The sequence below is a fragment of the Lachnoanaerobaculum sp. ICM7 genome (assembly GCF_000287675.1).
GTDB lineage: Bacteria > Bacillota > Clostridia > Lachnospirales > Lachnospiraceae > Lachnoanaerobaculum.
On the sequence record NZ_ALJL01000023.1, the window covers coordinates 247136 to 266831 of the forward strand.

A 19696-nucleotide genomic window follows, 5' to 3' on the forward strand; every position below is an offset into this window, starting at 1 on the left:
TTTGTCAACATTTTATCACGTTTTTCATGCATTTTCAAGTAATAAAACAGTCGCTTCATAAGGCTTTAATATGCCGTCTTTTCTAGCATCTCTGTTATAATTTGATATAAGCACCTTAGCATTTTCATAGCCTGAGAAGTCAAACTTTTGCTCGCTCTTGCTGAAGTTACATACCACTAAAAGCTTTTGATTGTCCAAAGTTCTTTTATATGCAAAAATATTTTCATCTTCCGGAAGTAAAAGTTCATAATTTCCGTATACTATTATCTCATTTTCTTTTCTAAGTCTGATAAGCTTTTGATAGTAATGGAATACGGAATCTTCTCTCTTTAACTGATCCGCCACATTGATCTTTTTATAGTTAGGATTAACGGCTATCCAAGGCTTTCCTGTAGTAAAGCCTGCATTCTCACTTGCATCCCACTGCATAGGAGTTCTTGCATTGTCCCTACTCTTGTGTGCAATCTTAGGGAACATATCTTCATCAGTATAAAGTCCGCTCTCAACAAGTTCTCTGTAAGCATTGATAGACTCAAGGTCTCTGAAATCGTCTACAGAATTAAATACCGTATTGGTCATCCCAAGCTCTTCACCCTGATATACATAAGGTGTACCCTGCATCATATGTAAACAGGTTGCAATACATTTTGCTGAAAGCTCTCTGTAAGCATCGCTCTCATCACCAAGTCTTGATACGATTCTTGGCTGGTCATGATTGCAAAAATACAAACTGTTCCATGCCACACCGTCAAGTCCTTTCTGCCATTTGCTCAAATTCTCCTTTAAAGGAACAAGCGGCATAGGCTGTGTGGACCATTTAAACTTCTCACCGCCGTCAAGATCCATATGCTCAAACTGGAATACCATATTAAGCTCGCTACCGTCGGTATTTGCATATTTTTTTGCCTCTTCAAGAGTAACTCCCGCAGTCTCACCTACAGTCATAATATCAAACTTTGAAAGTACCTTCTCATTCATCTCTTTAAGGTAATCATGCACCTTAGGTCCGTTGGCACATATTCCCATATCTCCGTAAAGTCCCACTACCTTTGCATCAGGATATCCTTCAGGCTTTGATATAAGGCTTATAACATCCATTCTGAAACCGTCGATGCCCTTTTCACACCATCTTGTCATCATATCAAAGACTTCTTTTCTGACCTTAGGATTTTCCCAGTTAAGATCAGGCTGTTTTACAGAGAAAAGATGAAGATAATACATATCCGTTTTCTCATCGTACTTCCATGCCGGACCTGAGAATGCTGAACCCCAGTTGGTAGGCTCCTTACCGTCCTTACCTTCCTTCCAGATATAATAATCTCTCTTTTCATTATCCTTTGAACTGCGACTCTCAACAAACCAGGGATGCTCATCTGATGTATGATTTACCACAAGGTCCATCACTATCTTGATTCCTCTATCATGCGCAGCTGCAAGCATCTTATCAAAGTCATCCATAGTACCGAACTCAGTCATGATATCTTCATAATCACTGATATCATATCCGTTGTCATCATTTGGTGACTTATAAACAGGTGAGAGCCATATTACATCTATTCCAAGTTCTTTTAAATAGTCCAGTTTACTTGTAATACCGTTTAAATCACCTATTCCGTCTCCATTGCTGTCACAAAAGCTTCTGGGATATATTTGATATACTACCGCTTCCTTCCACCATGCCTTCTTCATTTTCTTACCTCGCTATATTATTTACATCTATCGTATACTTCCTTTATCATATTAAGTTTTTTACGCTCGATATATTTTTCTTAGCATAGCACAATGCCTATTTTATGTAAATCATATATGACACTTTCTCACTTCGTTATTTTGACGAAAGAAGGTATGTATTTTTGGTCATGCATGCGATTGAAAGCCTACACTTTATTTTATATACTTGAAACATAAAATTCGTATAAATTTTAGGAGGCAATATGGCTAGTTTATCATTAAAGAATATTGAAAAAGTTTATCCTAACGGTTTTAAGGCTGTTCAGGATTTCAACCTTGAAATCGCAGACAAAGAGTTCATCATCTTTGTAGGACCTTCAGGTTGCGGTAAGTCTACAACACTTCGTATGATCGCAGGACTTGAGGATATCTCAGGCGGTACACTTGAGATCGACGGCAAGGTCGTTAACGATGTTGAGCCTAAGGACAGAGATATCGCCATGGTTTTCCAGAACTATGCTCTTTATCCACATATGTCTGTATATGACAATATGGCATTCGGTCTTAAACTTCGTAAGAGACCTAAAGATGAAATAGACAGACTTGTTCGTGAAGCTGCAAGAATACTTGACCTTGAGAAGCTCCTTGACAGAAAGCCTAAGGCTCTTTCAGGAGGTCAGAGACAGAGAGTTGCGATGGGACGTGCTATCGTTCGTAACCCTAAGGTATTCCTTATGGATGAGCCTCTTTCAAACCTTGATGCAAAGCTTAGAGTACAGATGCGTATCGAGATTTCAAAGCTTCATCAAAGACTCGGCGCTACTATCATCTACGTTACTCATGACCAGACAGAGGCTATGACACTCGGTACAAGAATCGTAGTTATGAAGGACGGTATTGTTCAGCAGGTTGATTCTCCTGCAAATCTTTACAATGCTCCTTGCAATCTCTTCGTTGCAGGATTCATCGGTTCACCACAGATGAACTTCATGGATGCTGTAGTTGAGAACAAGGGTGAGGATGTATTCTTAAAGGTTGGAGCAAATACACTTAAGCTTCCTATCTCAAAGATTGCCAAGTTCAAAGACGGTTCTTACAACGGTAAGACTGTAGTGCTTGGTATTCGTCCTGAGGATATGCATGATTCAGAGCTCTTTATCAACAGCTCACCTGACAGCGTTATCGAGTCAGATATCAAGGTTTATGAGCTCTTAGGTGCAGAAGTATTCTTATACTTTGATGTAGAAGGATTCCAGATGACAGCAAGAGTAAATCCAAGAACAAATCTTAGAACAGGCGATCACGCTAAGTTCGCTCTTGATATGGAAAAAGTTCATATCTTTGATAAGGAAACAGAGCTTACAATTACAAACTAATTTGTTTTTATGATAAGGGGGTAATTTTTACCCCTTTATTTTATTATGGTAAAATACTTTTGACCAAGGCATTATTTAAAGCTATAATATAGTCATGAATAATGATTTTAAAAATGAATTAAATAAAATATATAAATTGACGGGAATAAAGCTTCGTATTGAAAATGAAGATGAAATAGATCTTATAGATTTAAAGAAACTTTCCACTGCATACAAGGAAAAATATTCAAGCGCAAATCTTCTTTTGAATATACTTAGCGGATTTTATCCTTACAAGGAACAGGTAAATGCAATCAAGGCACTTGGTATAAAGCCTGAGACCAAAATGCGACTTTATCTTATATATGTGCCGACAAAAGTAGATGATAATATTACAAAGATAATCACCTCGCTCTATCCGGGAAAGAGCTCGGAATATCTTTGTATAACGGATTCCACTCATATATGCTTTTTATATCTTGGAGAAGACAATATTGCACACCCTCTTATAGATGTTATAGCTACGGAAGGAATGACCGGCGCATATATTGCATACAGCGATATATTTACCGATTTATCTCTTTTGACAAAGGAATATTCAGAGCTCAGTCAGGCCCTGACTATAAGCCGGATCTTTTATTCTGATAAAAAAATAATAGGTCCGGGTGATCTTGGATCCGGTGAACTGATTTATAATATTCCGAAATCCGTATGTGAAAAGTTTTTAAAAAATCATATCGGTGAATCAATAGATGATGATACCATGCAGCTTGTGAATACTTTTATCCGTCACAATCTGAGTATTGCCGAAACCGCAAGATATATGCATATGCATAGAAATACTCTTGTTTACAGAATAGAGCAAATAGAAAAAAAATACGGTATTGATATAAAGACTTTTCAGGGTGCAAATATATTTAATACCGCCATACTTATTACAAATTTTTTGAAGGTGAAAAACAATGAATGATACATTTTATGAATTACTTATAAAAAAGAATAAACCTGATACGAATGCCGTTATACTGTCTGCAATCAATATTGTAGCAATAGTGTTCTTGCTTATACTCTCACTCTACATACAGTTTGCAATAATTCTTGCCGTAGGACTCGGTTTTGTATTTTATTATATGGTTTATCCGAGAATCTCTGTCGAATATGAATATTCTTTATTGAATGCAGATCTTACTATTGATGCTATATACAATAAGACAAAGAGAAAGAATGTACTTATTGTGGATTTAAAGACATTGGAAACCGCTTTCCCTACTTCATCACCTAAGATGAACGGCCAAAGAAACGGCAAGAAAATAGACTGCTCCACAGGGGATATGGCATCTTCTTATTGTCTTATCTTTCCGAATAACGGTGAGAACATTTTGCTGTTTGTCACCCCTGATGATCATATGCTGGATATGATAAAGCGTGTAGCTCCAAGAGCATTTATGTAAATTTTATAAAACAACAAAAAAAAAGCAACTGTCTGTAATATCAGATGGTTGCTTTTTTAGGCTCTATAATTAATGTTGGGGTTTGGCATTTGCCAATCTCAACATTTTTTATTACTATAAATAAAAAAACCTCCAAGTCCCCAGTTCACAACAACTACACTTGGAGGAGGTGTTCATATGAACGACCTAGCTAAAATTTTAGGCATTTATGATGCGAAAGTCAAGCATCTTCCATCTTCTTTAAAAACTTTTCAAACAATGCAGGAACCACCAAAATCCCTCCTATGCATCTTAACATGGAACTGAAATTATAAACCATCATAACATAATAGTTAACATCAAAAGATCCATATACTCTCACAAAATTATCTGCCATCCCTGAACCTAATGTCGGTGATAAAACAACAAGTATAACACCTATAATAAAACTTGCTTTTATAAGATTCTCTCTAATAATTACACCTCCATATAATATTATACCTTTTCTATACTACACAACTTAGCCAATCTCCATTTTCATACCTTTGAGGATTTATACTATTCATATTCCTTTCCCTACATAATTCTATAAATATATAATTTTAATGTCTTAAAAAAGATTGTATTGTTTCTTTTCTCTGCTTATGATACAAGTATAACAATTAAAATGATAAATGTAAATATTTTTTGCCCGTCTTCAGGACAAACGCATGAAATGTTAGTTACAGTTCAGGTAAGTAGTTTCTTTAAAGAATAATTATCAAGAGCGCTATAAGTACCCGGAATTTAGTTATTTAATTTTAAGCACCACAAGAAGGGGCTGTCGGGAAATGGCAGCCATAAAAGAGGGAGGAGTAACTCAAAACGAGTCACTCCTTCCTAAGTTTTTACATAAAAAAAGATGGCTAACGATAACCATCTTTCTCCGTTACATGTTATAATGTAACTATGCTCACAATTAATTATTATAACGACTTTTTTGAAATAGGTCAACAGAAAATCAACTTTAGCTTCTATGAATTGAGTTTACCCGATGACGATCCAGTCTATACCCTAAAAAAGTTATGGAGGATTTAGATTTTTCCGGACTGTTAGCCAATTGTTCGGATAAGGTTTATAAAGAATTTATGCTTTTTGCAATAGGAAGAAATATAAATAAATATCATCGTTTTCTCTATGCCAAACTAAAGAAATTTGAAGGAAAACTACAGGAGAAAACAGCATAGTAAAAAATGCAAAAGCAAAATTTCAGCCAAGGAGGTTTTATGCCACAAAAACAGACAGTATTATAGAAAAACAAAATATCCTGACAAAGTCACAAAGCCAAAAAGCCTTGTATTTGTCAGGATATTTCTATTTAGTTCTGCGGGAAGTAAATTTACTTATTTCCCGACAACTCCTTGTTTCTTTTTAATATTATTTAACAGCGCTCAACACTTTATCACCCACAGACACATCTCCAAGAGGTGCGCAAGTAACATCACTGTATTCAAAACTGTTTGTCACAAGTACAGGAGTTGTCATAAGATATCCGGCCTCTGAAATTGCCTTGGCGTCAAACTTCATAATAGCCTGACCCTTCTTTATCTTATCTCCGTTTGCAACCAATGCTTCAAAATGCTTTCCGCCAAGTTCCACCGTATTTACACCCACATGCACTATAAGCTCCACTCCGTTGTCAAGCTTCATACCTACGGCATGTCCCATAAGCGCAATTACAGTACCGTCATCCGGAGCATATACGGTATCTCCGTCAGGTATAATACATATACCCTTTCCAAGTATTCCCGCTATAAAAGTCTCATCCTTGGTCTCTTCCATAGAAACTATCTTTCCGCTAAGCGGTGAACCCACATCTACAGGTGCATTTTCATCCTTCTTAATCTCTACCCTTACTCCTTTATCAACCTCTGCGGAGTTTACATTTCCGAGAGCTTTAGCATTCTTATTTTCTTCCACAGGTTCAGTAGCAAGATTTGCATCTATCATGCTTGACGGAGTAAGTACCCAGCTTGCCGCAAATGCAACCGCCATTGATATAACAAACATCAGTATATATCCCACCGGATTTGAAAGTGTAAGTAAAATTCCGAATATACCTGTAACACCTGTTCCTGTTGCTCCAAGCTTAATAATGGAAACAAACATGGCACCCACAGCACCTCCGAGGCATCCTGCAAGGAAAGGTCTGAAGAATCTGAGGTTAACACCGAATATTGCCGGTTCCGTTATACCCATAAATGCTGAAAGTGATGAAGGGAAACAAAGGCTCTTTATCTTGGGATCCTTTGACTTAACAGCTATTGCAAGGCAAGCACCGCCCTGTGCTATATTGGCTGCAGATGCAAGAGGTAACCAGTAAGTTACACCATATTTTGCAATCTGTCCGAGGTCTATAATGGTATACATATGATGAATACCCATAACAACTGTAGGAGCATACAAAGCACCCATTATAAATGAACCTATGCCAAGAGGTATTGCTATAAGGAGCTGTACCGCATTTAAAAATCCGTTCTCAACAAACACAAATACCGGTCCGATAGCTGCGAGTGCAAGATAACCTGTTGCAAATACCGAAACAAGAGGTGTAACAAATAAATCAAACATTGCAGGTACCACTTTGTGAAGTCTCTTCTCTATCTGACACATTACCCACACCGATATCATAATCGGAATAACATGTCCTTGGTATCCTACCATCTTGATTTTCCAAAGACCGAAAAATACACTTTGAGTTGCTATATCTGTAGCTGTTGCCACATTCCATGCGTTTGTAAGATTCGGATGAATCATTATCATACCGATAACCGCACCAAGGTACTGATTTCCACCAAATACTCCCGCTGCCGAATATCCTATAAGTATAGGAAGGAATATGTAGGCAATATTAGAAAACAGATTTGCAAACACATATATTGATGACGATGTATCAATATTTAAAAATCCGTTAGCCACCATGAAGTCCAATGCATTCATGATTCCCATCAAAAATCCTGAAGCAACAATTGCCGGTATTATCGGAACAAAAATATCTCCAAGAGTCTTTATAAATCTCTGAAATATATTTGTATTGGCTGCAGCAGCCGCCTTAGCCTCTTCTTTTGTAGCTCCGGATATTCCGGCCACATGTATAAACTCATCATAAACCTTATCTACAGTACCTGTACCGTAGATGATCTGTAACTGTCCGGAAGCCTCAAACACGCCTTTTACACCATCAATGTTTTCAATGGTCTTTTTGTCAACCTTACCGTTATCAACAATTACAAGACGTAATCTTGTAGCACAGTGTGCAGCGGAAGCAATATTTGAACTTCCTCCTATCGCCGCCAGTACTTCTGTGGCGGATTTGCGATAATCCATAGATATCCTCCATATTCTAAACTATCATTTTTCTTAAATTTCTTTGTATATTATAAATTAAATAAATCCGTAACGCAATCTTACACAATGACCACATATACAACTTGCTGTTTTGTATATTATTTTCATGTTTTTATTAATTTATTTTGTCGCTTTGCATTTGAATTTTATTTTCACTATATCTGTAACAGAAAAAAAAGAATCATAATTAAACTGTTATTTATGATAAATTTACATCTTGACTATTGACAGGTATTATCAGCTTACACCCCCTATTTCAATCCTTTTTTCAACTTGTTTTCCAAGATACAGATCTTCTCCCACATCAAGTATTTTCTTAGCCATGCTGTTATATACTATCCAATGAAAGTCTCCGTCACTTATCTTATTTATACTCATCTCATTATCTATGCCGTAAAATTCCATATCAAAATTTCTGAATTTTACAGCCGCCAGATATGCACCGTATAATGTCTGGGAACTCAGTCCTGCTACCGCTTTTATACCTGTATTTGAAATAAGAAAATATTTCATGGCTCTTTCCGCCTCGTCTCTGTTTTTTCCGATTTCAAGTATTGTCACGCTTTCTTTCTGCTCCTTAGTAAGGCTGTCTAAAAATGCGGTCTCTCTTTGCCTGCTTACAGGATCATACTCAGGACCTCTAAGCAGTAAAATCCCCTCCGAATGTTCATTCAAAATCATATGACTTAGAGCTCTTCCTCCCCAAAGGCTGTCATACTCCATATAGACACTACCTACATCAAAAAATTTCGGATTTTCCAAGATAATCACCGGCATATTAAGTTCCTTTATAGCCTCTCTTACCGATTCCGAATCTATCGGTGAAATAACCATCACATCTACACCATAGGCGGCCAACTGCTTAATATCTTTACATTGTTGCAGGAAATCTCCTCCTGCTTCCTTCATTATGACATTAAGATCACGATTCTTCATTTCAGAGTGTATCTCTTCCATCAAAGCTCCATGTGAAGGATTCTCCACCTCAGGCAAGCTAAGTCCTATCAGGCAGGAGTATGACTCCACCTTTTCATAAGTTTCGCCGTATAATTTTTCCGATAAAAATAATCCTAAAATGCAAACAAGTATAAAAGCTAAAAGGATCATTTCTTTGGGATGTTTGAGGATCTTTCTCATACTCCTCCTCCATATTGCTTCGGTGATTTCCCCATATATTGTTTAAATACTGTTGAGAAGTAATGCTGGTTCGCAAATCCCACCATATCGGCTACAGCATTTACAGAATACTCTCCGGTTTCTAAAAGTTCAGCAGCTCTTTGAATCCTAAGCTTTACCAACCACTGTGTAAAAGGCAGTCCGGTTTCTTCCTTTAATTTATGCGAAAGATAATCGGGACTTACAAAAAGCTTTTCTGCCGCATATTTCAGGTCCATATCCCTGTTTGTATATTGCTCTTTTAAAAGTTCCAAACAGTCCGCCACAAAGCCTTTCTTCTGTTTTTTTATTTCCTTGAAAGGTACTTGCAATCTTTCAAGTACGGATTTTAACTCCTCTTCTTTAATAGGCTTTAAAAGATACTCCCTTACACCTAGAGAAATGGCCTGTCTGGCATACTCAAATTCATGAAATCCCGAGATAATAATAATGTCTGTTTTTGTTTCTTCCGCTTCACGTAGTTTACTTACAAAATCCAGTCCTGACAGTCTCGGCATACAAATATCCGCAAGTATAATATCAGGTACTAAAGTTTTGGCCATATTAAGTGCTTCCACTCCGTTCTTTGCTTTGCCTACAATATTTAATCCAAGATCAAAGGACATCAGCATTTCTGCCAATCCTTCTCTGATCATAGGCTCATCATCTGCAATCAATACTTTTTTCATTCTCACCTCCGGGCTTTTTTACTCTTCTTCTTTTAAGATAAGTAAAGTTGCCACTGTATATCCGTTTTCATCTTTTGAGTAATGCAATCCGCTACCCTTTGCAAAGCTGTGCCACAGCCTTCTTCCTACATTTTTTACGCCGAATCCGCCCTTCCAGTTTTCCCAGTCATTTGCCTTTAAACAAGAATTTAACTGCTCAAGAATTGTCTCTTCCATCTCACAACCGTTATCTCTTATCTGTATACAAATTCCACCTCTAACCGATTCTGCAGATATCATTATTTTTGCATGTGGATTGTCTGATTCTTTAATACCGTGATACAAGCAATTCTCAACCAATGGCTGAAGACACATTCTGAGTACAAGCTCATCTCTGATATCCGGTGAACAAAAGATTTCATAAGAAAAAAGATCCTTATATCTCATGCTTTGAATCTCCAAATATGCCTGTATCATTTTAAGCTCCTCTTTTAAAGGAATCATCTCCTTACCCTTGCTAAGACTTATACGGAAAAACTCGGACATGGTTTCAATCAGATGTACTATATCTCCGGCTCCATGTTTCCTTGCCATCCAGGCGATCATATCCAAAGTATTATATAAAAAATGAGGTTTTATCTGCTCTTGCATTACCAAAAGTTCCGCTTCACGCTTTTGCTTTTGTTCAAGCTTCATCATTTCCATCAGAGTTTTAAGCTTCTCCACCATCTTATTGAAAGCATTTCCCAAAATTCTTATATCCTCTTTTGATTCTCTTGTAAATCTAACATCGAGATTTCCCTCGGAAGCCGACTGCATCAAATCCGAAAGCTCTGTTAAAGGCTTGGTTATTTCCAAAAGATAACACACCGACCATATCATAGCCGCCACAAAGCAGACACCTGCCATAAATATTGAAATCCTGGTCATACGAAGTGGAATTTTACTTTCCTCTTCCACATCATATGCCCCTACTATCAAAAGCTTTTTATCACGAAAACGATTAAAAACAAATTTATAGTTTTTATCTCCAATTGAAGAGACTACCACTCCTTCATCTCCTCTAAACCATTTCGGATCAACTCTATATACTATCCGGTTTACAGGGCTTAGGATGATTTCTCCACCGTCATCCATTAAAAAGAAAAAGTTTTCAGTATCGGTTTCAAGATTCTGATAAGCCTCTTTAAATTCTCCAACTGAAACATCCACCATCAATACTCCCAGAGTCTTATCACCTTCCTGTACAGATCTTGCAATGGAAATATAACTGTCACTGTCATAATGTTTCCAGCTTTGAAGATTTCTAAGCCCACTGTCAAAGCGATAAGAGCTGCCATCCTTTATAGCCTGTAAAAACCAATCCTCTCCATAGAAGCTTTCATGCACAGGTCTGTACATATCATTTGAAATATAGTTTTCACCGTCCCCATATACAAGGATCATATTTAAATAATCACTATGAATCTTTTCATAAGCATCAAAAATATCACGTACAGCCTGCTCACGGTAGATCTTGGTTTCTTTATCTCCTGTATAAAGACATTCTTTTATTTCCGATGTCTCCGCCAGAATCTTTAAAGTATCATCTACAGATTGTATTTTCACCTCAAAAGAATGAGCAAGTTGTCTTTGTAATTCTGTAATATACCCCATTCGTGAACGAAGCATCTCTTTTTTGTAAATATAATTTCCTGCCAAAGTCAGCATTGCCGCCACAAATAAAATCATGGCTCCCTGAAATATTAAAAGATCTCTTTTCATCCTTCCACCTCTTTAATAATTGTATCATATAAACTATAAATTCATATCAATTTTTAGGCACTGATCATAGCAGTTATTCCCATACTGCAAATAAAAGAGGAGCAAATCAAAATCTGCTCCCCTTTTTATTTGGATTCATTATTCACTTTTATTATTTCTTATTTTCCGCCGTATTTTGTCAAAAGCTCTTCAGCATTTTCAGGAACTACCACCTCTGATTTTAATGTGATATTTTTTTCAAGTTCCTTGCCTTCAACCAGCAACTCGTATGCACTTTGGATAGCCTCTGCACCACCTGTAGGATATACCTGTGTCATGCTGATTCTCTTATCGATAACACTCTTGATTCCACCGTCAGGAGTCGGCAAACCGTCAAAACCTACAAACATGATATCCTTCTCTCTTCCTGCCTGCTTTGCGGCAATGTAAGCACCCTCAGCCATCGGATCATTTAATGCTATGAAAAGATCGATTTCCTTATTTGTCTGTAACATTTCTTCAGCTACTGTTATAGCTTTTTCTCTCAACCAGTCTGCATTGTTTACTGCAACTATCTCAACCTTTGGATTTGATGCAATACCTTCTCTAAATCCCTTATCTCTGTCGATTCCTCCTGAAGTACCCTCAAGTCCCTTAATCTCACAAACTTTTCCACCGTCTTTAAGTAAAGTATTAGCTACATATTCTCCTGCAACTCTACCCATATCTACATTGTCGGCACCTATAAACTGAGTATATGTGTCTCCGTCAATCTTACGGTCCAAAAGTATTACAGGAATTCCCGCTTCATAGGCTTCCTTAACTACATTTGTAAGTGGAGTTGCCTCATTTGGTGAGGTAATAATAAGATCCACTTTCTGCTGTATAAAGTTTTGAATATCTGCTATCTGCTTTGAGTTATCCTGAGCCGCATCGGCATAGATAACCTTGAATTCAGGATGCTTTTCAGCTGCCATCTTAATCTGGTCATTCATTGCCACACGCCATGGCTCACCCAGATTACACTGTGACATACCGATTACAAATTCCTTTTTCGTTTCTGTTCCTGCAGCCTCACTCTTGCTCTCTCCGGCCTCACTTTTTGCCTCCCCGCTCTGAGCTGCTGTTGTAGAAGCACTCTGACCTCCACCTCCACAAGCACTCAATCCGAATGCACAAACTGCCGCTAAGCCAAGTCCTAACATTCTCTTAAAACCTTTTTTCATCATACGATTCTCCTTCCTATTTATGTCTGTCCTTATCAGACTGTATTTTTTAATACCGATTTCCGGTATAAAGAGTTCTAATCAGCTTTTCTTTCCGATTGCATAAATACCGCAACAATTATAATAAGTCCCTTTACCATCAACTGTAGATTTGAATTGACTCCTTTAAGTCCAAGCACATTGTCCAATAATCCAAGAATCACCGCACCTACCAAGGTACCTATCATTGTTCCTTTTCCACCTGCAAGTGAAGTGCCGCCTATTGCACAAGCTGCTACAGCATTGAGCTCATATCCTATACCTTCATTAGGTCCACCCTGACTTATCTGTGCCGCATGTATCATAGCCGCTACCGCAGATAACATACTGCAAAGTATAAATGCTATTATCTTTATTCTGTCTACAGGTATACCTGCAAGATAAGATGCATTTTTGTTTCCACCGATTGCATAAACCTTTCTTCCGAAAGATGTCTTTGAAAGCACACATTGGAAGATCAAAAGTAAGCTTATAAATATAATTACCGGTGCGGGTATTACTCCGAAAGCCTTTTCCTGTAATAATCCGAATGCAGGCGGTGCAAATCCCTCTCCTTCGCCATATGCCAAAGGAATTCCGACTCCGTTTGACCAAAATCTTGCCAAACCTCTTGCAATATTCATACTTGCAAGTGTAACTATAAAAGCCTGAAGTTTAAGCTTTGTAACACACAATCCGTTAAATAAACCGTATAATCCACCGATAAGTAAACTTAAAAGTACTGCCGGAAACATCCCAAGTCCGTTTCTTACCATCAGTGATGCACAGCCTGTGGAAACCAATCCCACAATTGAGCCTACAGACAAATCGATGTCTCCTAAGATAAGTATCATTGTCATACCTATGGCTATAATACCCGTTTCAGAAACTGCACGAAGTACATTCATAAGGTTTGGGACACTTAAGAATACATTTTCTCCATCCTTAATATTTATAAGTGTAGCCACCACTACTATAATTATCAGCGCAATATAACTTTGAAATTGTTTTAAAAAGCTTTCTATTTTTTGAATCTTTAATTTATCAGCATTCATGATTAAGCCTCCACTACTTCCTTTCTATTGGTGGCTGCCGCCAGTAATATTTCCTGAGTAGCCTCTTCTTTTGAAATCTCCCCTGTCAGTCTGCCTTCACAAAGAGTAATGATACGGTCACAAATTCCTATTACTTCAGGAAGTTCCGAAGATATTACCACTACCGCAAGTCCCGATGCCGCCAGCTCATTGATCAAAAGATAAATCTCCTCTTTTGCTCCTACATCTATACCTCTGGTAGGCTCATCCAGTAAAAGCACCTTAGGTTTTGTCAAAAGCCATCTTGCAAGAATTACTTTTTGCTGATTTCCTCCCGATAGCGAACCTACAGCTACCGCCGGAGATTTAGCCTTAACACGAAGTTTTTTCATATATTCGATCCAGTCTTTTTTCTGTTTACCGTCTCTCATAAATCCGAAGCTTGCGTATCTGTCATACAAGGGCAGAGAAATATTATCTCCTATGCTTCTGCCAAGAACCAGTCCTGTTCCTTTTCTGTCCTCTGTTGCAAAAGAAATTCCTGCCGCAATAGCATCTTTAGGCGAACGTATCTGCAAAGCCTTTCCATCCATAAGGATCTCTCCTGTAGTACAAGTTGCATACTTTCCTACAATACTCTCAAAAACTTCTGAACGCCCCGCGCCTGCAAGACCTGCAATTCCAAGAACTTCACCCGATCTTACCTTAAATGAAATATCCTTTAGAGAACGCTTAAAGCTTCCCTTTGGAGGAGTGAAGCTCAAGTTTTTTACTTCAAGAACCACATCTCCTATTTCCACATTTCTTTTCGGATACTGATCCTCCACAGAGCGACCTACCATCATTGCAATAATTTCTTCATTATTGGTTTCCCCGGCCTCCTTGGTACCTATATACTCACCGTCTCTCATTACGCTTAGTCTGTCTGAAATTTTAAATACTTCTTCCATACGATGTGTAATATAAATAATTCCGCATCCTTTTTTCTTTAGTTTTTCAATCACATGGAAAAGCTTTTCCGCTTCAGGTTCACTAAGTGCCGATGTCGGCTCATCCATTACTATTATCTTTGCATCACATGAAATAGCCTTGGCAATCTCTACAAGCTGTTGCTCTCCGATACGCAGATCCTTAAGCTTGGTTTTTGTGTCTATCTCCCACTCAAGCATCTTTAAGCATTCTTTAGCCATATCGTGCATCTTTTTCTTTTGCACAAATCCTATTCCTGCTGTCTGCCATCTTCCCAGAAAAATATTTTCAGCAATATCAAGTTCAGGTACAATCTGCAATTCCTGATGAATCTTTACTATTCCAAGGCTCCTTGCCTGAATAGGGTTTTTTATCTCTCTTTGTACACCTTCAAGTAAAATCTCACCCTCATCCGGGTGTAAAGAACCGCTAAGTACATTCATCAAAGTAGACTTTCCGGCTCCGTTCTCTCCCATTAAAGCCAGTACTTCTCCGCTCTTTAGATTCAAAGAAGCCTTTTTTAGAGCCTTTACGGCACCGAATGACTTGCTGATTTCTTTCATTTCCAATAAGTAAGATTCCATTCTCCCTCCTACTATCAGTTCTTATAAATAGTATATATCTTTATATTTACTACTATTTGTTATTTACGAATTCCTTCAGATATCATTTACTATATCCGAATTTTATCGGAAAGTATTTGCAAAAATCCAAGATATTTGTATAATTTTCCTTGCTTTAAATCGTATTTGCAGACGCAAAAAAGCCACCGGCAAAACCGATGGCAAAATATAAAAATTCAATCTAAACTTATACTATAAATTTGCAATTTTCTTATCGTATATCTTCTTCATCAAATAGATATCCAAAAATGCACATCCAAGTTCGGCAAGAGGAATGGAATACCATACAGCCTCAAGTCCGAACATATTTGAAAGTACATATGCAAGAGGAAGTATTAAAACCAATTGTCTGAGGAATGAAGCGTAGAGCGCATACATACCGTTTCCAAGAGACTGGAAGCTTGCAATAGCTATTACATCAAATGCCGCCAAAATAAAACAAAGGCTGCATATTCTAAGAGCCGGTATTCCAAGTCTCAGCATTTCCTCATTCGGACTGAAAAGTATCATAAGCTCTTTAGGGAATACCCAAAAGATTGCGGTTCCTATCACCATTATTACTAAGGATGATAAAAACGAATATTTTAACACCTTCATGATTCGATCTTTGTTTCTTGCTCCGTAATTATATGCAACAATCGGTGTCATTCCGTTGTTTAATCCAAATATAGGCATAAATACAAAGCTTTGAAGCTTATAGTATATTCCAAGTACATTTACCGCCATATCCGAATATCTTACAAGTATTTTGTTTAATCCAAGCATCATAAGAGTTGACATGGACTGCATTGCTATTGAAGGTATTCCTACCTTATAAATATCCTTTATTATGATGAAATCAGGTTTAAATATATGCTTTCCGAAACTTATATCAACCTCTTCATTGTATTTCATGTTAAAAACAAATGATAAAATCATTGCAACTATCTGTCCTGCCACAGTAGCTATTGCCGCACCTGCTACTCCCATTTTCGGTGCTCCAAGCAGTCCAAAAATAAGTATCGGATCCAGAATTATATTTATAATTGCCCCAATCCCCTGAGTAATCATATTATAAATAGTCTTTCCCGTAGACTGTAAAATTCTCTCATATGTAACTTCCAGAATAAGTCCGAATGAAAATATTGTTACAATTGAAAGATATGAGTATCCGAGACTTCTTATACTCTCACTGTTTGTCTGTGCATCAAAAAATGCCTTTGTACCGATTGCTCCGAATATCGCAAATGCTATAGATGCTATTATTGCAAGCAATACAGCATTATCGGCAGTCACTTTCGCCCTGTCTTTTTTACCCTCTCCAAGCAATCTTGAAAGCAATGCATTTACTCCAACTCCCGTACCTACAGATACAGCTATCATAAGTATCTGTATCGGATATGCCAAAGATACCGCTGCCAGTGCATCGGGGCTGTATCTTGCCACAAATATGCTGTCTACTATATTGTAAAGTGATTGCACCAAGAATGAGATTACCATTGGCGTACTCATAGAAAAAAGAAGTTTACCTACCGGCATAACTCCCATACGATTTTCTTTTTCCTCTATCATATCGTCTCCTAAGAATGTTTGTCTTATTATTGTACAACGTATCCTCTTAATTTTCTATGCAAAATTATTTTCTACCTATTTTATAGCTTCTATTTTTTACTTTTATTTTACATTACGCACTCTATATGTGAACATAATATGAATATTTCACCTAAAAGTTGCTAAAGTATTCGCTAAGTGCTAAAATAACTTGATTGATAGGCGCTTTTACAATAATCTCTATTTGATGTATCTTCTTATATGATGTATTATTGTAGTGTAGTCTAATTTATTTTTGGAGAAACCATAATGAATTTTATAGAAAAGATATTTGGTACACATAGTGAAAGAGAACTTAAGATAATTGATCCTATTATTGATAAGATAGAAAGCTTACGCCCCACTATGCAGGCCATGAGTGATGAGGAATTAAAAGAACTTACACCAAAGTTCAAACAAAGACTGGCAGACGGAGAAACACTTGATGATATCTTGCCTGAAGCATTTGCAGCTGTAAGAGAGGCTTCAGTAAGAGTTACAGGTATGGAGCACTTTAGAGTACAGCTTATAGGTGGTATGGTACTTCACCAGGGTCGTATTGCCGAGATGAGAACCGGTGAGGGTAAAACTCTTGTTTCTACCTGTCCGGCTTATTTGAATGCCCTTGTAGGTAAAGGTGTACTTATAGTAACAGTTAACGACTATCTTGCACAACGTGATGCCGATGAGATGGGACAGATTCACAGATTCTTGGGACTTAGCGTAGGCTGTGTCTTAAACTCTATGAATTCAGAGCAAAGACAGGAACAGTATGCCTGTGATATCACATATGTAACCAACAATGAGCTTGGTTTTGACTATCTTCGTGATAACATGGCTATATATAAGAAGGATCAGGTTTTGCGTTCACTTGATTACGCCATCATCGATGAGGTTGACTCAATCCTTATAGATGAAGCCAGAACACCTCTTATTATTTCAGGTCAGTCAGGCAAATCCACAAAGCTGTATGAGATTTGTGATATGCTTGCAAAGCAACTTGAAAGAGGTGAGGCAAGTGCTGAGTTTACAAAGATGGGTGCTCTTATGGGCGATGAAATCGAAGAGACCGGTGATTTTATCGTAAATGAGAAAGATAAAGTAGTAAACCTTACAGAGGAAGGTATCAAAAAGGTCGAAAAATACTTCAATATAGAAAACCTTGCAGATCCTGAAAACCTTGAAATACAGCATTGTATTATCCTTGCGCTCAGAGCCAACAATCTTATGTTCAGAGATAAGGATTATGTTGTAAAAGAGGACGAAGTTCTTATCGTAGATGAGTTCACAGGTCGTATAATGCCGGGTAGAAGATATTCAGACGGTTTACACCAGGCTATCGAGGCTAAGGAGCATGTAAATGTTCAAAGAGAGTCAAGAACTTTGGCTACCATAACATTCCAGAACTTCTTCAACAAGTTCAAAAAGAAAGCAGGTATGACCGGTACCGCTCTTACTGAGGAGAAGGAGTTTAGAAATACTTACGGTATGGATGTTATCGCTATACCTACCAATAAGCCTATAAAAAGAATTGACCACGAGGATGCGGTTTATAAATCTAAAAAAGAGAAGTTCAATGCTGTTGTTGAAGATATCAAAGAAACTCATGCTAAGGGACAGCCTGTACTTGTAGGTACCATTACAATTGAGACTTCCGAGATGCTCTCAAAGATGCTTAAAAAAGAGGGAATACATCATGAAGTACTTAATGCTAAATTCCATGAAAAAGAGGCTGAGATTGTAGCAAAGGCAGGTTTGCATGGTGCCGTTACCATAGCCACAAACATGGCAGGTCGTGGTACCGATATCAAACTTGATCCTGAATCTGTTAAAGCAGGCGGTCTTAAGATTATAGGTACTGAAAGACATGAGAGCAGACGTATCGACAACCAGCTTAGAGGTCGTTCAGGTCGTCAGGGTGACCCGGGTGAATCAAAGTTTTATATTTCACTTGAAGATGACCTTATGAGACTCTTCGCTTCAGAAAGACTTATAAAGATTTTTAATGCCATAGGTGTTCCTGAAAATGAAGAAATTCAGCACAGTATGCTTACAAGAGCTATTGAGAAAGCTCAGATGAAGATCGAGAGCAACAACTACGGTATAAGAGAAAACCTCTTAAAGTATGATGAAGTAAATAACGAACAAAGAGAAGTTATCTATGAAGAAAGAAACAAGGTACTTGAAGGCGACAATATGCGCGATACCATTCTTCGTATGATAAATGATGTAATAGAACGTTCTGTAAATATGGCTATATCAGATGAAGTACCTTCTTCCGAGTGGAATATTACAGAGTTACATGAAATTTTATTGCCGATCATTCCTCTGACTCCGGCTGACTACAGTACTGTAGACAATATGAAAAAGGATGAACTTATTCATAAACTGAAAGAAGAGGCTGTTAAACTTTATGAAGCCAAGGAAGCTGAATTCCCTGATGCCGAAAAGATTCGTGAGCTTGAGCGTGTAGTTTTATTAAAGGCTATCGATAACAAGTGGATGAATCATATTGACGATATGGAACAACTTCGTCAAGGTATCGGATTGCAGGCACTTGGTCAAAGAGATCCTCTCGTAGAATACAAGATGGCCGCCTATGATATGTTTGATGAGATGACTGTCGGTATCGCTGAGGATACAGTGCGTATTCTCTACCATGTCAAGGTGGAACAGAAGGTAGAGAGAGAATCCGTTGCTAAAGTAACCGGTACAAACAAAGATGACAGTACCGTAAAGAAGCCGATTCGTATCGAAGCAAAGGTTTATCCTAACGATCCATGTCCATGTGGAAGCGGAAAGAAATATAAACAATGCCATGGTAGAAAAGGAATGACATTATAAAATT

General features: G+C 37.6%; 14 protein-coding genes and 1 pseudogene. 5 read left to right on the forward strand and 10 right to left on the reverse strand.

What is annotated here, in order from left to right:
- Nucleotides 1-24: 24 nt before the first annotated feature.
- Nucleotides 25-1689 carry a glycoside hydrolase family 13 protein gene (locus HMPREF1140_RS08215; RefSeq protein ID WP_009663301.1) on the reverse strand — a complete coding sequence of 555 codons (1665 nt, stop codon included), beginning with the start codon at nt 1687-1689 and terminating at the stop codon, nt 25-27.
- 245 nt (nt 1690-1934) lie between these two features.
- On the opposite strand from HMPREF1140_RS08215, the gene HMPREF1140_RS08220 reads away from it, so the two are divergent.
- From HMPREF1140_RS08220 to HMPREF1140_RS08230, 3 genes are all read left to right on the forward strand, one after another.
- On the forward strand, nt 1935-3047 hold the full coding sequence (locus HMPREF1140_RS08220) for an ABC transporter ATP-binding protein (RefSeq protein WP_009663370.1): 1113 nt from the start codon (nt 1935-1937) through the stop codon (nt 3045-3047).
- Between the two features lie 94 nt (nt 3048-3141).
- Entirely contained in the window at nt 3142-3996 is an 855-nt protein-coding gene (locus HMPREF1140_RS08225; RefSeq protein ID WP_009663178.1) for a PucR family transcriptional regulator, read from the forward strand.
- The gene (locus HMPREF1140_RS08230; RefSeq protein WP_009663261.1) at nt 3989-4477 is read left to right on the forward strand and encodes a hypothetical protein; all 489 of its coding nucleotides are present in this window, start codon (nt 3989-3991) and stop codon (nt 4475-4477) included. The genes HMPREF1140_RS08225 and HMPREF1140_RS08230 overlap by 8 nt, the downstream gene beginning before the upstream one ends.
- Nucleotides 4478-4697: 220 nt before the next feature.
- Here the strand turns inward: HMPREF1140_RS08230 and HMPREF1140_RS13555 are convergent, their stop codons facing one another.
- Nucleotides 4698-4853, reverse strand: a complete 156-nt coding sequence (locus tag HMPREF1140_RS13555) for a hypothetical protein (RefSeq protein WP_009663411.1) — start codon at nt 4851-4853, stop codon at nt 4698-4700.
- Nucleotides 4854-5404: 551 nt separating this feature from the next.
- Between HMPREF1140_RS13555 and HMPREF1140_RS14150 the strand changes: the two are divergent.
- Nucleotides 5405-5598: pseudogene (locus tag HMPREF1140_RS14150) on the forward strand (transposase); the annotation flags it as partial.
- A 274-nt stretch (nt 5599-5872) separates the two neighbouring features.
- Here HMPREF1140_RS14150 and HMPREF1140_RS08235 read toward each other — a convergent pair.
- The 8 genes from HMPREF1140_RS08235 to HMPREF1140_RS08270 all read right to left on the reverse strand — a co-directional run bounded on the left by HMPREF1140_RS08235 (nt 5873) and on the right by HMPREF1140_RS08270 (nt 16830).
- Complete coding sequence (locus tag HMPREF1140_RS08235) at nt 5873-7822, reverse strand: PTS beta-glucoside transporter subunit IIBCA (protein WP_009663226.1); 1950 nt, start codon at nt 7820-7822, stop codon at nt 5873-5875.
- 258 nt (nt 7823-8080) lie between these two features.
- Nucleotides 8081-8980 carry a sugar ABC transporter substrate-binding protein gene (locus HMPREF1140_RS08240; protein WP_009663414.1) on the reverse strand — a complete coding sequence of 300 codons (900 nt, stop codon included), beginning with the start codon at nt 8978-8980 and terminating at the stop codon, nt 8081-8083.
- Complete coding sequence (locus HMPREF1140_RS08245; RefSeq protein WP_009663352.1) at nt 8977-9687, reverse strand: response regulator transcription factor; 711 nt, start codon at nt 9685-9687, stop codon at nt 8977-8979. Before HMPREF1140_RS08245 ends, HMPREF1140_RS08240 begins: the two co-directional genes overlap by 4 nt.
- 18 nt (nt 9688-9705) lie before the next feature.
- Nucleotides 9706-11430 (reverse strand): cache domain-containing sensor histidine kinase, encoded by a 1725-nt coding sequence (locus HMPREF1140_RS08250; RefSeq protein WP_009663159.1) that lies wholly within the window; start codon nt 11428-11430, stop codon nt 9706-9708.
- 158 nt (nt 11431-11588) lie between these two features.
- The gene (locus HMPREF1140_RS08255; protein WP_009663203.1) at nt 11589-12638 is read right to left on the reverse strand and encodes a substrate-binding domain-containing protein; all 1050 of its coding nucleotides are present in this window, start codon (nt 12636-12638) and stop codon (nt 11589-11591) included.
- Between the two features lie 74 nt (nt 12639-12712).
- The gene (locus HMPREF1140_RS08260) at nt 12713-13708 is read right to left on the reverse strand and encodes an ABC transporter permease (protein WP_009663291.1); all 996 of its coding nucleotides are present in this window, start codon (nt 13706-13708) and stop codon (nt 12713-12715) included.
- A gap of 2 nt (nt 13709-13710) precedes the next feature.
- The gene (locus tag HMPREF1140_RS08265) at nt 13711-15240 is read right to left on the reverse strand and encodes a sugar ABC transporter ATP-binding protein (RefSeq protein WP_009663322.1); all 1530 of its coding nucleotides are present in this window, start codon (nt 15238-15240) and stop codon (nt 13711-13713) included.
- A 231-nt stretch (nt 15241-15471) separates the two neighbouring features.
- A complete protein-coding gene (locus tag HMPREF1140_RS08270; RefSeq protein WP_009663274.1) occupies nt 15472-16830 on the reverse strand; it encodes an MATE family efflux transporter in 1359 nt (452 codons plus the stop codon).
- A gap of 288 nt (nt 16831-17118) precedes the next feature.
- Between HMPREF1140_RS08270 and secA the strand changes: the two genes are divergently transcribed.
- Nucleotides 17119-19692: a preprotein translocase subunit SecA gene (secA, locus tag HMPREF1140_RS08275; protein ID WP_009663398.1), complete on the forward strand. Its 2574-nt coding sequence runs from the start codon at nt 17119-17121 to the stop codon at nt 19690-19692.
- The last annotated feature ends 4 nt before the right edge of the window (nt 19693-19696 follow it).

Excerpts from the sequence above, each read along its gene's own strand:
- HMPREF1140_RS08240 (WP_009663414.1), bottom strand. The coding sequence starts at position 8,980 with ATGAGAAAGATCCTCAAACATCCCAAAGAAATGATCCTTTTAGCTTTT.
- HMPREF1140_RS08245 (WP_009663352.1), bottom strand. The coding sequence starts at position 9,687 with ATGAAAAAAGTATTGATTGCAGATGATGAGCCTATGATCAGAGAAGGA.
- HMPREF1140_RS08230 (WP_009663261.1), top strand. The coding sequence starts at position 3,989 with ATGAATGATACATTTTATGAATTACTTATAAAAAAGAATAAACCTGAT.
- HMPREF1140_RS08265 (WP_009663322.1), bottom strand. The coding sequence starts at position 15,240 with ATGGAATCTTACTTATTGGAAATGAAAGAAATCAGCAAGTCATTCGGT.
- HMPREF1140_RS13555 (WP_009663411.1), bottom strand. The coding sequence starts at position 4,853 with ATGGCAGATAATTTTGTGAGAGTATATGGATCTTTTGATGTTAACTAT.
- secA (WP_009663398.1), top strand. The coding sequence starts at position 17,119 with ATGAATTTTATAGAAAAGATATTTGGTACACATAGTGAAAGAGAACTT.
- HMPREF1140_RS08250 (WP_009663159.1), bottom strand. The coding sequence starts at position 11,430 with ATGAAAAGAGATCTTTTAATATTTCAGGGAGCCATGATTTTATTTGTG.
- HMPREF1140_RS08225 (WP_009663178.1), top strand. The coding sequence starts at position 3,142 with ATGAATAATGATTTTAAAAATGAATTAAATAAAATATATAAATTGACG.
- HMPREF1140_RS08220 (WP_009663370.1), top strand. The coding sequence starts at position 1,935 with ATGGCTAGTTTATCATTAAAGAATATTGAAAAAGTTTATCCTAACGGT.
- HMPREF1140_RS08260 (WP_009663291.1), bottom strand. The coding sequence starts at position 13,708 with ATGAATGCTGATAAATTAAAGATTCAAAAAATAGAAAGCTTTTTAAAA.
- HMPREF1140_RS08235 (WP_009663226.1), bottom strand. The coding sequence starts at position 7,822 with ATGGATTATCGCAAATCCGCCACAGAAGTACTGGCGGCGATAGGAGGA.
- HMPREF1140_RS08255 (WP_009663203.1), bottom strand. The coding sequence starts at position 12,638 with ATGATGAAAAAAGGTTTTAAGAGAATGTTAGGACTTGGCTTAGCGGCA.
- HMPREF1140_RS08270 (WP_009663274.1), bottom strand. The coding sequence starts at position 16,830 with ATGATAGAGGAAAAAGAAAATCGTATGGGAGTTATGCCGGTAGGTAAA.
- HMPREF1140_RS08215 (WP_009663301.1), bottom strand. The coding sequence starts at position 1,689 with ATGAAGAAGGCATGGTGGAAGGAAGCGGTAGTATATCAAATATATCCC.